Source organism: Actinoplanes philippinensis, from assembly GCF_900113015.1.
Taxonomy (GTDB): domain Bacteria; phylum Actinomycetota; class Actinomycetes; order Mycobacteriales; family Micromonosporaceae; genus Actinoplanes; species Actinoplanes philippinensis.
The window spans coordinates 645,000-659,388 of record NZ_FONV01000001.1; the positions used below are offsets into that span (position 1 = coordinate 645,000).

At 70.2% G+C, this 14,389-nt stretch carries 12 protein-coding genes; 3 read left to right on the plus strand and 9 right to left on the minus strand.

Annotated features, from left to right (window positions below; genetic code table 11):
* Positions 1-16: 16 nt before the first annotated feature.
* Genes BM290_RS02875 through BM290_RS02885 form a run of 3 tightly spaced genes read right to left on the minus strand, consistent with a single transcriptional unit; the run spans position 17 to position 3,686 of the window.
* Positions 17-1,228 carry a pyridoxal-dependent decarboxylase, exosortase A system-associated gene (locus tag BM290_RS02875; protein WP_093609562.1) on the minus strand — a complete coding sequence of 404 codons (1,212 nt, stop codon included), beginning with the start codon at positions 1,226-1,228 and terminating at the stop codon, positions 17-19.
* Complete coding sequence (locus BM290_RS02880; protein ID WP_093609564.1) at positions 1,225-2,778, minus strand: acyl-CoA ligase (AMP-forming), exosortase A system-associated; 1,554 nt, start codon at positions 2,776-2,778, stop codon at positions 1,225-1,227. The genes BM290_RS02875 and BM290_RS02880 overlap by 4 nt, the downstream gene beginning before the upstream one ends.
* Positions 2,779-2,825: 47 nt before the next feature.
* Positions 2,826-3,686 (minus strand): hypothetical protein, encoded by an 861-nt coding sequence (locus tag BM290_RS02885; protein WP_203779084.1) that lies wholly within the window; start codon positions 3,684-3,686, stop codon positions 2,826-2,828.
* Positions 3,687-4,146: 460 nt separating this feature from the next.
* On the opposite strand from BM290_RS02885, the gene BM290_RS02890 reads away from it, so the two are divergent.
* Complete coding sequence (locus tag BM290_RS02890; protein WP_143133585.1) at positions 4,147-5,193, plus strand: right-handed parallel beta-helix repeat-containing protein; 1,047 nt, start codon at positions 4,147-4,149, stop codon at positions 5,191-5,193.
* 58 nt (positions 5,194-5,251) lie between these two features.
* Here the strand turns inward: BM290_RS02890 and BM290_RS02895 are convergent, their stop codons facing one another.
* From BM290_RS02895 to BM290_RS02920, 6 genes are all read right to left on the minus strand, one after another.
* The gene (locus BM290_RS02895) at positions 5,252-6,088 is read right to left on the minus strand and encodes an ABC transporter permease (RefSeq protein WP_093609570.1); all 837 of its coding nucleotides are present in this window, start codon (positions 6,086-6,088) and stop codon (positions 5,252-5,254) included.
* Positions 6,085-7,104, minus strand: coding sequence for an ABC transporter ATP-binding protein (locus tag BM290_RS02900; protein WP_093609572.1), 1,020 nt, complete (start codon positions 7,102-7,104; stop codon positions 6,085-6,087). Before BM290_RS02900 ends, BM290_RS02895 begins: the two co-directional genes overlap by 4 nt.
* Complete coding sequence (locus BM290_RS02905) at positions 7,101-8,147, minus strand: glycosyltransferase family 2 protein (protein WP_177319552.1); 1,047 nt, start codon at positions 8,145-8,147, stop codon at positions 7,101-7,103. The genes BM290_RS02900 and BM290_RS02905 overlap by 4 nt, the downstream gene beginning before the upstream one ends.
* An 80-nt stretch (positions 8,148-8,227) precedes the next feature.
* On the minus strand, positions 8,228-9,619 hold the full coding sequence (locus BM290_RS02910; RefSeq protein WP_093609576.1) for an O-antigen ligase family protein: 1,392 nt from the start codon (positions 9,617-9,619) through the stop codon (positions 8,228-8,230).
* A 13-nt stretch (positions 9,620-9,632) separates the two neighbouring features.
* Positions 9,633-10,709 carry a glycosyltransferase family protein gene (locus BM290_RS02915; RefSeq protein WP_143133586.1) on the minus strand — a complete coding sequence of 359 codons (1,077 nt, stop codon included), beginning with the start codon at positions 10,707-10,709 and terminating at the stop codon, positions 9,633-9,635.
* Between the two features lie 203 nt (positions 10,710-10,912).
* A complete protein-coding gene (locus BM290_RS02920; protein ID WP_093609580.1) occupies positions 10,913-11,845 on the minus strand; it encodes a hypothetical protein in 933 nt (310 codons plus the stop codon).
* A gap of 394 nt (positions 11,846-12,239) precedes the next feature.
* On the opposite strand from BM290_RS02920, the gene BM290_RS02925 reads away from it, so the two are divergent.
* Both BM290_RS02925 and BM290_RS02930 read left to right on the plus strand, forming a co-directional pair.
* Entirely contained in the window at positions 12,240-13,520 is a 1,281-nt protein-coding gene (locus tag BM290_RS02925; RefSeq protein WP_093609582.1) for a glycosyltransferase family 4 protein, read from the plus strand.
* Positions 13,517-14,383 (plus strand): glycosyltransferase family 2 protein, encoded by an 867-nt coding sequence (locus BM290_RS02930; protein ID WP_093609584.1) that lies wholly within the window; start codon positions 13,517-13,519, stop codon positions 14,381-14,383. Before BM290_RS02925 ends, BM290_RS02930 begins: the two co-directional genes overlap by 4 nt.
* Positions 14,384-14,389 lie beyond the last annotated feature (6 nt).

Here is a 14,389-nt window from a genome sequence, read left to right on the forward strand (position 1 = left end):
TTACCTCCGGGGAGTGTCACAGGAGCACCTCGGCGGGCGCCGGGTGGCTCAGGAAAGCGGTGGGGCTGGCGGTCAGACCGTACGCCCCGGCCTGGTAAAGGACGACCAGGTCCCCCACACCGGCCTCGGGCAGGGTCACGTTGTCGCCCAGCAGGTCGAGCGGGGTGCAGAGACAGCCGACCACGGTGACCTGTTCGGCCGGCTCCCGGTCGATCCGGTTGGCGACCGCGATCGGGTAGTTGCGGCGGATCACCTGTCCGAAGTTGCCGGACGCGGCGAGCTGGTGGTGCAGGCCGCCGTCGACGACCAGGTACGTCTTGCCGCGCGACTCCTTGCGGTCGACGACACGGGTCACATACACCCCGGCCTCGCCGACCAGGAACCGGCCCAGCTCGGTCACCACCCGCGTCTCCGGCAGACGGGGCCGCACCTCGTCGCGCATCAGCGTGGCGAGGTTCTCGCCGATCACCTCGAGATCAAGAGCAACGTCCTTCTCGGTGTACGGGATACCGAACCCGCCACCGAGGTTGAGGTACCGCACGGGCGCCACCGCGTCCTCGGCGAGCCGCAGCAGCAGCTCGACGGTGCGCCGTTGCGCCTCGGCGATGATGTCCGCCTTCAGGTTCTGCGAGCCGGCGAAGCAGTGGAAGCCGAGCACGTCGAGGTCGGTGCTCGCCAACTCCTTGAGCAGCGCGGGAACCCGTTCCGCGTCGACCCCGAACTGCTGCGGGCCGCCGCCCATCCGCATGCCCGAGCCCTTGACCGAGAAGTCCGGGTTGACGCGCACCGCGACCCGCGGCCGGATGCTCAGCTCGGAGCCGATCCGGGCGACCCGGGCCGCCTCGTTCTCCGACTCCAGCTCGATCGTCACCCCGGCCGCGACCGCCTGCCGCAACTCCGCGTCGGTCTTGCCGGGCCCGGCGAAGCTGATCCGGTTCGACGGCATCGTGGTGTCCAGCGCGACGCCCATCTCGATCGACGAGGCGACGTCGAACGAGTCGACCAGGCCGCTCATGTGCTGCACGACGGCCGGCATCGGGTTCGCCTTGATCGCGTAGCTGAGCTGAAGATCCGCCGGCAGGTGGCGGCGCAGCAGGGCGACCCGCTCGGTGAGCAGCCGCCGGTCGTAGGCGAAGAACGGGGTGCTGCCGACCCGGGCGGCGAGGCGGGACACCGGCACCCCGCCGACCGCCAGCTCGCCGTCGATCTCCTCGAAACCCCGGGTCACGCGCCCAACTCCTGACGTAGCAGATTGCGGTCGAACTTGCCGTTGGGCGAGCGGGGCAGCTCCGGGCGGACCAGCACGTCCTTGGGCAGCATGTAGAGCGGGACCTCCCGCTTGAACGCGGCCCTGACCGCGTCGACGTCGAACTCGCCCTCGCCGGCCGGGCTGACGATCAGCACGATCCGCTGGCCCAGCTTCGGGTCCGGCACGCCCAGCGCGACAGCGTCCCGGACCAGGCCGGTGGCGTACGCGACCTCCTCGATCTCGGTCGGGCTCACCCGGTACCCGGAGGTCTTGATCATCTCGTCGGTGCGGCCCACGAAGTAGAGGAAGCCCTCCTCGTCACGGACCACCGAGTCGCCGGAGAAGACCGCCAGCTCCGGGTTGAGCGCGCCCTCGGCGCCGGGCAGCGGCTTGAACCGCTCGGCGGTACGGGCCGGGTCGTTCCAGTAGCCCAGAGCCACCAGGGCGCCCCGGTGCACCAGCTCGCCCTCCTCGCCCGGGTCGCAGACACTGCCGTCCGGCCGGAGCACCAGGATCTCCGCGTTCGGGATGGCCTTGCCGATCGAGTCGGGACGCCGGTCCACCTCGGACGGGTCGAGGTAGGTGGAGCGGAAGGCCTCGGTCAACCCGTACATCAGGAAGGGCCTGGCCTCGGGGAAGATCGACCGCAACCGGTCCAGGGTGGTCTTGGGCATGCGCCCGCCGGTGTTGGCGAAGTAGCGCAGCCGGCGCCCGGTCTCCTCCGGCCACGTCTGGTCGGCGATCTGCAGCCACAGCGGCGGCACGCAGGTCAGACCGGTGACGCCGTGCTTCGTGCAGAGCCGGACCACGTCGCGCGGCAGCAGGTAGTTGACCAGCACGACGTGCGCGCCGACCGCGAACGACGTGGTGAGCTGGCTGAACCCGGCGTCGAAGCTGAGCGGCAGGGCGGCCAGCACGACGTCGTCCGCGGTCATCTCCAGGTACGAGCTGACGCTCTCCGCCCCGGCCAGCATGTTGCGGTGCGAGAGCACCACGCCCTTCGGCTTGCCGGTGCTGCCCGAGGTGTAGAGGATCGCCGCCATGTCGACGTCGATCGCCGGGCTCTCCGGCAGGTCGCCACCGCCGAGCAGGTCGTCCCAGGCGGTCACCGGGAGCCGGCCGCCGGCCTCTCCGCCGCCGACCAGGATGATCCGCTCGAGCGACTTGACCTGCTCCAGCTCCTCGCCCAGGGCCTCCAGCCGCTCGGCCGTGGTGACCAGCACACGCACGTCGCAGTCGGCGAGGATGTAGGCCACCTGCCGGGCCCGCAGCACCGGGTTGACCGGGACGAACACGCCGCCCGCGGCCGACGTGGCGAAGATCGCGGTGACCGTCTCGACCCGCTTGTCGAGATAGACCGCGACCCGCTCGCCGCGCGCGAGGCCCAGCTCCCGCAGCCCGGCGCCGGCGGACCGCACGTCGCGCCAGAGGTCGGCGTAGGACAGGGTGTCGTCGCGGTACGTCACAGCCGGGGCGTCGCCGGACCGGCCGGCGGCGCCGGCCAGCAGGTCGTGCAATCGGATGCGCATCTGTCGGGTTTCCCCCATCGGTGTGTCGGTGGTACGCCGGGCTGCCGTCACCAGCTCAGGCAGGTCAGCTCGCTGTAGAGGTAGTCGATGTCGCGCTCGGTCAGGTCGGCGCTGAGGAACATCTTCCGGCGCGGGGTCCCGAGCATCCGCGACAGTGCGGGACGGTGACCGACCACCCGCAGCTCGGCCAGCATGGCGAGGATCCCGTGCCGGGTCAGCAGGTGGCTCTGGAAGCGGCGCCGCATCGCGCGGAACAGCCCGGGGTCGCTGACGTACAGCACCGAGGCGAAGAACGGCAGGTCCTTGCGGCGGTCGGTGCGGAAGATCACGTAGCAGTACCGGTCGCCGCGGGTGAGCACGACGTGCCGCGCGGCGGCGGTGCCGGCGTGGTCCCGGTAGATCTGCAGGTCCTCGCCGGTCAGCGTGCGCTCCAGCACCGCCGGGTCGGCGCTGACCCGGCCCCGGCCGGGCACGGCGGGCCACGGCAGGTTGGGGGCGACAGCGGTGGCGGTGTCCAGGAAGGTGAATCCCAGGCGGGTGTTCATCGGCACCACGTTGCCGCTCGGCGACAGGTCGGTGAACTCGTAACCCTCCTGCTTGAGCAGCGCCTTCAGCAGCTTGAGGCTGTGGAACCGCTGCTCCGGCAGCACGCACCAGGCGCCGAGGTTGCAGAACCGGCGTGTCTCGCCGCGGATCGTGCGCTCGGAGTAGAACGCCAGGTACGCCCCGACGACCGCGCCGTGCTCGTCACGCAGCAGGAAGCCGTGGTTGGGCGCGGGCGCCTTCCAGGGCACCTGCACCGCCCGCTCCCAGGCGTCCGCCGGGACACGGCTGTTGAGGTTGGTGTGCAGAAACCGGGCCACCGCGGGAACGTCGACGGTGGTGATGGGCTCGACCCGGACTGCCATCAGACGGCCCATCGGACAAAGCCGACGCGGTCGGTCACTTGTACTCCCTGACATTTACCGTGGAACCTGCCGCACGACGATAACGTCCGTGCCCGCGGGACAGGCCGTTGTGGCAGATATTGTCATAGGGTTTGAACCGATATCCGCTCGGGCCGTCCTGACCGGACGCGCACTCCGACCCGAACAGCCGCTTGACACCGCGTTCGGCGGTCTGCGCGGAGACGACATGTGTCAGATTCCGGTCATTGCGCCGCAGGTCGGATCCCTATTTGACACGAACTATCCGCGCCCGCATTCCACATTGACTCGAGCAGGTTGCTCCATCGGCCACCCCGAAACGTATTATCGTCCGAGCCGGTCGGCTGACTGACTCGAGGAGCACCCCGAAATGAAGCACCGCCGCAGCCTGTTCACCGGGACCCGATTGCGCCGGGCCGTCACCGTTAGCGCGGCGTTCGGCATGGTAATTCTGATTGCCGTCGGATTCACCTGGTATTCGACCGGACGCGACGACGCCACGCCGGAGAACGCGGCGCAGGCCGACACCACGCTGCCCGCGCCGGACGGGCAGCTCCCGTCCGTCCGGTCGATCCCGCCCTCCGCGGCCACCGCCTCCGCGCCGGTCTCGGCGTCCGCGTCTGCCCCTCCGTCGAAGAAGCCGGAGAACGGGGCGACCACGAAGGCCGTGTCGAAGGGCGGCTGCGCCCTCCCGGCGTACCCCACCGCGTCCTGCACCGGCGTCCCGGCCGGCTGGTTGCCGCAGAAGACGGTCCAGGGCGACCTGACCGTCACCAAGGCCGGCACGGTCGTCTCGGACCAGCTCGTCACCGGCAGCATCCTGGTGCGGGCCGCGGACGTGACGATCCGCCGCACCCGGGTCTACGGCACCATCGACAACTTCATCGGCGACAAGATCTACGGGCACCTCACCATCGAGGACACCGAGGTCGTGCCGAAACCGGGCGAGGGCATCTCCAGCGTCCAGCAGTACGCGTTCGGCGTCGCCAACTACACGTGCCGCCGCTGCAAGGTGATGAACCGCATGGAGGGCTGGCGGGTCGGCGCGGGCAGCTTCGCCGGCGCCGGGCAGGTCGTCATCGAGGACTCGTATGCGCAGCTCGCCGTGCCGGCCGGCATGTGCGCGTCGTCCGACCCGCACGGGGACGGCATCCAGGGCTACGGCGGCCCCACCGCGACGATCCGGCACAACACGATCGACCAGCGCGGCGACGACTGCCCGACCTCGCCGATCTTCATCCCGGACCAGGACAACGCGGGCGGCACGGTCACCGACAACGTGCTGGCCGGCGGCGGCTACGCGCTGCGCCTGTCCGGTGGCTCGTTCCCCACGGTGACCGGCAACAAGATCGTCACCAAGAGCGCGGAGTACGGGCCGATCGACGTCGACTGCTCGAAGATCGGCACCTGGTCGGGCAACGCGGAGGTCACCTTCGACTTCGACCGCGGTGTGGTCCTCAAGGAGACCAAGAAGCTCAACAATTGCTGATCGGCACACCACCAGAAATGGCCCCGGCATCCGCCGGGGCCATTTCTTCAGGGATTCCTCAAATGCTGAGGATGCCGAGCTTGCGGGCCAGCCTCAGCGACCTGTCGAAAATGAACAGACCGCCGCCGAGCATCACCGTGCACATGACGGCCAGCACGATGATCGAGAGGCTGACGCTCAGCTCGCCGGCGGGCGGCGCGGGCATCAGCAGCTGACGTTCGGCGCTGATCACGTAGGTGTGCGGAATCAGATAACTGGCCCACCGGATCCAGTCCGGCAGCGTGCTCACCGGGAACAGCGCGCCACCGAGCACACTGGCCGCCAGATGGAACAGCATGACCACCGGGTCGCCGCGCTTGAAGAGCACCAGGAAGCTGGCGGCGAGCGTGCCGAGGGCGTTGCAGGCCAGGATGCCGAGGAAGAGCACGACCACGCCCAGCGGGATGCCGGCCGGGTCGACCGGCATGCCCAGCAGCCAGCCCACGAAGATCATGAAGCAGGCCAGCAGGCCGCCGGTGAAGCTGCGCCACAGGTTCATGGCGATCGGGATCAGCACCCACGGCACCGGCTCGACCAGATAGGTCTCCAGGGTGCCGCGCTCCATGGCGAAGTTGAGGCGCGCGGTCAGCTGGGTGAGCGCGTCCTGCAGGCCGGCCGTCACCGCGGTGCCGATCAGCATCACCGCGAAGACCTCGGGCCCGGCGCCCAGGAACGAGCTCTGGTAGAAGTACAGCAGCACCGGGAAGACCACGGCGATGTAACGCATGATGCTGGTCGCCGGGAACATCCGCTCCTCGACCAGGTCGAGCCGGATGTAGGCGCCGAGGGTGTCGACCACCTTGCGGCCCCGGCTGCGGTTGCGCACCGCGCTGGGGTAGACGTGCGCCGTCGTCACGCGGCACCCCCGGCGGCCGGGTTCAGCCGGTAGACGTGGGCGATGAGGTCCCGCAGGGGCATGGGTGTCTCCCGGATGTGCTGGATCGACGCGGCCGCGCCGCCGAGGCGGCCGAGGACGGCGCCGATGGTCAGGTCGCCGACCAGCTGGCAGGTGAGGGTGAGGCCGTCCACGGTGACCTCCAGGCCCTGCGCGTGCAGGCCGTCGGCGACCAGGCGGGCGTCCGCCTCGGTGGCCAGGACCAGCTCCAGCTGGGGCCGGTCCCACTGCCGGCGCAGGCTGTCCAGGTCGCCGGAGTACTTGATCCGGCCGCCGTCCATGAGCAGCGCCTTGGACTGCAGCGCCTCGATCTCCTCCAGGCGGTGCGAGGAGATCAGGACCGCGAGGCGCTCCTGCTTGACCAGATCCATGATCAGGTTGAGCAGGCCGTGTGCGGCGATCGGGTCGACGGCGCCGGTCGGCTCGTCCAGGATCAGCGCGCGGGGGCCGGGCAGGAGGGCGCGGGCGAGGCGGACCCGCGCCTTCATGCCGGCCGAGAGGCTGGCGATGACCACGTCCGTCTGCGGGGTCAGGTTGACCGTCTCCAGCACGTACGGGATCCGCGCCTCGAGCTCCTTCGGGGTCATCCCCTGGAGCCGGCCGTGCAACTGCAGGTTCTCCCGGACCGTGGCGCGCATCAGCAGGCTGCGGTCCTCGGCGGGCATCCAGCCCACCACCTGGCGGATCTGCTCGGACTCACGGGCCACGTCGAGGCCGAGCACGCTGCCGTGCCCGGAGGTCGCCTCGGTGAGCCCGATGATGATCCGGAAGAGGGTGGTCTTGCCGGCGCCGTTCGGGCCGACCACGGCGCAGATCTCGCCGGCCCGGACGACCAGGTCGATGCCGTCGAGCGCCTTGATCGGCTGGGTGAGGTGCGACCGTGCGAAGACGCGCATCCACTTGGGGGTCGGTTCGTACAGTTTCGTCAGACCGGACAGGACGATGACGTCGTCCTCGTCGTGTTCGGGGCCGCTCATGGCAGCTTCACCGCGCTCTCTACTCCGTTACGCCGCCAGCGCCGCCACTCGACGTGATCGCGTACCCGCTTATTGAAGGCGCTGACACCGCGCGGGACGAGAGGACCCTTGCCCTCCGCGTCGCGCTGGGCCAGTCGCCCGTACCGTTGCCGCAGCCGGCTCGAAGCCGCCGGCGGATAGATCTCCTCGGCCAGCGCGACCAGGCGCCCGGCCAGTGCCCGATCGTCCTCCGACGGCCCGGCCTCGATGAGGGAGCAGGCGATGGCCAGCGCCTCCCGGGCCACGGCGAGGCTCGCGGCGCTGCGGAGCCCGTCGACGTCCGGCACCGAGCCGGCGTCCTCGTCGAAGAAGATCTCGAAAGCCTCGTGCCGCTTGCGCAGATCGGTGTCCGCGCCGGCGAACTGGGACGTGTGCATGTTGTTGCCGTGCACCCGGTAGTACGCCTGGTCCACCCCGTTGACCCGGCCGATGCCGCCGAGCGCCGCGGCACGCAGCCACATCAGGAAGTCACCGGCGTGCGGGGCGCGAGTGTCGTACCCGCCGAGCTTGCGCATCGTCTCGTTGCGCAGCATCACCTCGGGTGTGGCCACCGGGTTGCCACCGGCCCGGCACACCCGGCCGATCCACTCCGCGCCGGGCCACACCGTCCACGACCGGACCTCGGTGCGCGCCGGTGGCGGCACGTCGGTGAACGTACGCGCGAAGCCGTGCACCATGACCACCTCGGGGTGCGCCTCCAGCAGCGCCGTCGCCCGCTGGAACGAGCCGGGCGTGACCAGGTCGTCGGCGGAGAGCAGCACCACGTAGTCGCCGTCGACGGCGGCCAGGCCCTCGTTGTAGGTGGCGATGTGACCCGCGTTGACCTCGTGCACGATCACGCGGACCCGTGGGTCCTCGGCGGCGAGCCGGCGGGCCACCTCGGCGCTGCCGTCCGGCGAGCAGTCGTCGACGATCAGCACGTCGACGTCCACGCCGTCCTGGCTCAGCACGCCCTGCACGCAATCCGGCAGGAAGTGGCCGTAGTTGTAACAGGGAACCACCACGGAGACCCGTGGCCGCCCGCGGAGGGGTTGCGGTCGGGTTCTCGTCACCATCGAACTTCCATCAGCCTTCCAAAGTCGTGTTACTCGAGGAGACGTCGCACCGTGGACGTCCGGACTGTTCGAGCCGGATGGGTCAGACGCCAGACCGCTCCGCTCACCCCGGTGAGCAGGGCGAGGGTGAACGAGAAGGTGGTGAAGCCCAGCGAGTCGAAGGTCAGCGCCACGAGGATCGCGAGGATCTGGGTGGAGATGAGGGCCGCGCCGAGATGACGGTCCTCCTCCGAGGTGGACCGCCGGAACCCGACCACCGCGAGCCACAGGGACGTCAGATGCAGCGCCGCCAGCGCGACGACGCCGACGATCCCGCCGGTGACCAGCGTGAGCAGCCACTGGTTGTCCAGGATCATGTAGAGGTCGGGGATCAGGGTGCCGGGGCCGCGGCCCAGCCACGGCCGCTGGGCGAACCAGGCGGAGACGTGGGCGTAGTCCTCGGTACGGCCGTCGACGCTGGGGTCGGCGTCAGCCCAGAGGAACATCGAGCGCAGCGTGCCGAGCAGACCGGGGCGGCCCACCACGAGCACACCGGTGAGACCGGCCGCCAGGATCAGGAAGTTGTAGCGGAAGCGCCAGTTCCAGGCCAGCGCGAACATGATGGCCATCGAGACGCCCAGGGCGAGGATGCCGGTACGCGAGATCGCCATCGGCACGGCCCCGGCGATGACGAAGGTCAGCAGGCCGTAGAAACGGCGGGCCGCCTTGCTCCGGGCGTAGCGGGCGAAGTGGATGGCGTAGGGCATCACCATCGCCAGCACGGCGCTGAACTCGATGGAGTGCACCGTCGTCGAGGCGACCCGGAACCGGCCTCCCTCACCACGTGCCTGGAAGTCGGTGAGGGTGCCCTTCAGCTCCAGTCCCGGCACGACCAGCCACTGGGTGACGTCGTACGCGAAGATCGACTGCAGGATGCCGAGGAACGCCATGAACGCGGCCGCGCAGACCAGGATCTTCAGCACCATGCGCAGCCGGCGCCAGTTGGGGATGCCGTCCGCGACCATCAGCATGAGCCCGAGGAACTCGAAGGTCATCAGCACCGTGAAGTCCTGCCGGTTCGCCTCCAGGGTGGGCAGTCCCCGCACCAGGCCGGCGACGTACGACAGCAGGATCGACATCAGGTAGATCAGCGCCACCCAGCGCAGCGGCTGCCGTCCGACCATCAGCAGCGACGGGCTCAGCCGGGCGATGAACCACCAGGCGAACAGGCCGAGCGAGAGCAGCAGCGCCGGCCGCCCGGCAAAGGTCATCTGCGGGACGATCAGCGGCGCCGGGATGCAGTACAGCAGGATGATGACCACGCTGCAGATCGCGGCGACGTCGACGCGCAGGGACGCCCGGCGCGAGGAGTACAGGTTCGGGGCGATCAGGGACGGTTCGAAGTCGACGGGATGCTCCGCCGGCATCGTCGATTGGCTCATATCGGTCGAACTTCTAGGCGGCCGGCGTCAGCAGCGCGGAGTAGAAGGTGGACAGGTCACCGGTCAGGCCCTCGACGTCGTAGCGGCCGAGGACGGCGGCGGACGCCTTGAGGCGTACCGCGTCCATCTCGCCGGGACTCTCCTGGTACCGCCGGATCGCGTCCTCGACGGCCACGCCGTAGGCGTACAGGTCGCACTCCGGGACCGGTGTGCAGTACGCCGGGTCGAAGAACTCGGCGCCGCCCAGCGAGCTGTAGCCCACCACGTAGCAGCCGCTGGCCATCGCCTCGGCCGGTGGCAGGCCGAACCCCTCCCGGAACCCGAAGGAGAGGAAGATCGCGCACTCCCGCATCGCGGCGGCGACCTCCGCCTCCGAGCCGCTGATCGGGGTCAGCTCCCAGCCGGCCGGCACGCCCCGCGAGCGGAGCATGTGCAGGAGCATCTCGCGCTCCTCCGCCCGGCGCCCGCGGGACAGGTAGCCGATCCGGCGCGGGCGCGGCCCGGTGCCCGGGTGGAAGACCGCCCGGTCGACGACCGGGCGCGCCCGGTGGACCGGCAGCGACGGGAAGGTCCAGCGCAGCAGCCGCTCGCCGTCCTCCGAGACGGTCAGCAGGCCCTCCAGGCCCGCCACCCCGGCGTACGGCGCGCCCGCTCCGCTCTCCTCGTACGGCGTCGCGTCGAACGTGCAGTACGGCCCCTGGTTGAACACGATCTTCCGGACCGCGGCGGGCAGCGTGTGCAGCCACGGGCCGTGCCACTCGGTGACGACGAGCACGTCGCTGGCCCGCAGCCGGACGTCGGCGGCCGCCTCGACGCGGGTGTCGTTGGCGAACCAGGTGCACCGGAACCCGCTGCGCGAGTGCACCACCGCGGCCTCGATGCCGAGGGAGTCGAGCACGTCGGCGTGGCGGTAGATGGTGCGCACGCCGCCGCTCGGCTTGTCCAGATCGGGCGACAGGTAGTAGACCCGCGGCGGCCCGCCGGTGTCCTCGGCGGCGCCGAAGCGGGGCGGACGGCGGCCGGCCAGGTCACGACGGTCGCGCGCGGCGCGCAGCATCTGCGATGCCATCGCCATGGGTGCTGGGGTCACCCGTTACCCCTTTCACGGTGCCGCCATCGGTGGGCACGAATAGCCGAAAGATCAGGACGAACGTAGCGTGTAGCCGGATTTCCACACAGGAGCCTGTCGGTTACGCGACGTGGTCCGCCAATCCAGACAGGAATGGCCGTAGGAGGCGCCGGACGACCCGAGGATCGGGCCCGCGGTCAGCCGAACGGACGAGAAGCAGCCGGTCAGGCCCGCTTGCCGTGACGGTTCGGATAGGACGGTGACGGAATGACGATGGTGGCGTCCAGGGACTCCTCCTGACGCGCGACCGGTGGCGCGACCTTCGGCGCCCGCCCGGACGGGCGGGCAGCTCCCTGGGGCTTGGCGCCGGATCCGTTGCGCTCGGCCGGGAAGCCGTTGGTCTGCCGCGGCTGCGGCCGCAGGACCTGCGTCCGCTCCGTGTCGTCGGGCGGGCTGGTGCGGACCGGCTGCGACTTGGCGGTCGCCACCGGCTCCGCGGGCGGCGCGCCGGACGAGTCCTTGTCGTCGCCGTCGTTCCTGGACTTGGACCGCCGGCGCAGCCAGTAGTCCAGGATGATCGTGGAGGCGGTGGTCACCAGCACCCCGAGGCCGGCGGCGACGATGAGCACCCGCTTGCGCATGCCGGTGTCCTGCAGCGGAGCACTGCCGTCGTTGATCACCAGCGTCGAGATGGTGTCCTCTTCGAGGGCGCCGTACTGGCTCTGCTTGGCGGCGATGTCGTCCTTGAGCATCTTGATGACCCGCTGGACCGTCGCCGTGGCCTGCTGCTCACTGTCGCCGATGACCTCGATCTCGAAGAGGGGGGTCCGCTCGCTGAGCACGACGGTGACGCTGTCGGACAGACCCTCCTTGTCGAGCTTCTCGATGTTCGTCGGGTCGGTCACGGTGATGGCGGCGGCATTGCCCAGCGCGGCATAGCCCAGGTCCAGCCAGGGGTTGGCCGGCTTGGGCTTGGCCTTGGGGTCCGGCTGCTTGCCGGCGCTGGGCGCCGGGATCAGCTGCATGTAGCCCATGGCCTTGTAATCGGGCGCCACCGATTTGGCGGCAAGCACCACCACGCCGACCGTGACCAGCAGCATCGGCACGGCGAAGTACCACCGGCGGAGCAGCAGCCTGGTGAGGTCCCAGAGGTCCACGGTTTCCCTCTCGTTGAAAACGGGCCTGCACGACCCTGCACGACTCAGCGCGAGCCGTCCATCCGCCATCGATCTTAGGCACGCCGCCGTCCGTACTGAATCGCGTGCCTTCGCAGAGCCTGTCATAAAACCGACATGCAGTTTCGCTCGGGTGCATGTCCGTTCTACGGGCTGAACAAAATGGACTATAACCCCAAGATCATCTCAATTTGAACGGACATACCTCTCGATCCGGGTAAATGCTTCAGAAAATCTTAACGGTACATTCAACACAATTACCGCCCTGGATATAACGGATGACCCTTAGGTTGCCCTAATGGCCGGTTGCTGTCAGGTCATGTCATCCAGCAGTGTCTTCACGGTCCGGAGTAACCGAAGGAGACGGACCGCAACGATGGCCCGTAACACCCATGTCACCATCCTCATCGCCAACCTGCCGGCCGAACGTGACCGCCGCGTCATCCGCGAATGCCTCACGCTGGAGGAGAAGGGCTTCGAGGTCACGGTCATCGCGCCACGGGGCGACAAGACCCTGAAGACCCTCCCCGGCAGCCGGAGCACCCGCCTCAAGCCGTACCCGGTCAAGGTCTACGGCAGCGGCCTGCTCACCTTCGCTGTCGAGTTCGGCTGGTCCTTCCTCTGCATCGCGGTCCGCCTGATCGGCGAGATCCTGGCCGGCCGCGCCCACGCCGTGCAGGTCTGCAACCCGCCGGACGTGTACTGGCCGCTCGCCCTGCTGCTGCGTGCCCTCGGCCGGCCGTGGGTCTTCGACCACCACGACCTGTGCCCGGAGGTCTACATCTCCCGCGGCGGCGGCGAGCCCAACCGGTGGGTGCTGCGGGTGCTCAACGCCCTGGAGTGGCTGACCCTGCGCACCGCGACCGAGGTGGTCGCCACCAATCAGTCGTTCAAGGACAACGCGGTCCGCAAGGGTGTGCACCCGGACAAGGTGACCGTGGTCCGCAACGGGCCGTCGCCGGCGGAGATCGCCGTCGACGGCGACCCGCAGGAGCCGGTCGCGGCCGACGGCCTGCACCGGATCGTCTACCTCGGCGTCTTCGGCCCGCAGGACAACGTCGAGGGGGTGGTGCGCGCCGCCGACGAGCTGATCAAGCGGCGCGGCCGCGCCGGCTGGAAGGTCGTGCTGGCCGGTGACGGCGAGAGCATGCCGTCGGTTCGTGCCCTGGTCGCGGAGAAGAACCTTTCGGACGTGGTGGAGCTCACCGGCTGGCTCAACGGCACGCAGGTCGACGAGGTGCTGCGCTCGGCCACCATCGCGATCCAGCCCGACCTGCCGACCCGGATGAACCAGCTGTCCACGATGGCGAAGACGGTCGAGTACGTGGGCCGTGGCCTGCCGGTCGTCGCCGCCGACGGGATCGAGACCCGGCGCACCCTGGACGAGGCCGGCGCGTACGTGCCGACCGGCGCCCCGGAGGAGTTCGCCGCGGTCATCGACGAGCTGCTCGACGACCCGGCGCGGCGGCAGCAGATGCGCAAGCTGGGCCGCGACCGGTTCCTCAACCTGCTCTCCTGGGAGCACCAGGCCGGGCCGTACGCAGCGGTGTTCCAGCGGCTGCTGGCCAAGCGCCTGCCCGCGCCCCCGGCCGAGGCGCCGCGGATCCCCCGCCAGCGCACCGGATCGGACACGCCCTCCCGGGTGGAGCAGCCGTGACCAGCATCGTCATCGCGGCCCACAACGAGGGCGCCGTCATCGGACGCTGCCTGGACGCGCTGCTCGCCGACGCGAAGCCCGGTGAGCTCGACGTCACCGTGGTCGCCAACGGATGCACCGACGACACCGTGGCCGTCGCCGGGGCGCGTCCGGGCGTACGCGTGCTGGATCTCCCCACACCGGGCAAAGCCGGCGCCCTCAACGCCGGCGACGACGCCGCCACCGGTTTCCCGCGGATCTATCTGGACGCCGACATCGTGCTGAGCACCGCCGCGGTCCGGGCCCTCACCGAGGTGCTGGAGTCCGGGACGCCGTCGGCGACGGTCGGGCGCGAGCTGGACGTCAGCGGGCGGCCGCTGCTGGTGCGGGCCTACTTCGCGGTGCACGGGCGGCTGCCGGTGATGCGCGACGGGCTGTTCGGGCGCGGCGTGGTGGCGCTGTCCCGGCAGGGGCGGGCGCGGTTCGGCCGGTTCCCCGAGCTGGTCGCCGACGACCTGTTCCTCGACTCGCAGTTCGCTCCCGAGGAGAAGGCGCACGTGAACGCGTACGCCGCCAAGGTCGCCACCCCACGGCGCACCGGTGACCTGATCCGCCGCCTGATCCGGGTCCGCGGCGGCAACGCCGCCATGCGGGCGGCCGCCGCCCGCGGCGAGATCACCGTTCCGGTACGCCCGGCCGCGCGCAGCTCCTGGCTGCGTGACGTGGTCCTGCCCCGGCCCTGGCTGGCCCCCGCGGCGGCCTGCTACGTCGGCATCACCGTGTGGGCCGCGCTGGCCGCGAAGCGGGCCGGTGACGGCGGGGCCGCCTGGGGACGCGACGAGTCCTCCCGGATCGCCGACGGCGAGTCCGCGGCACAGCGATAGGAAGTC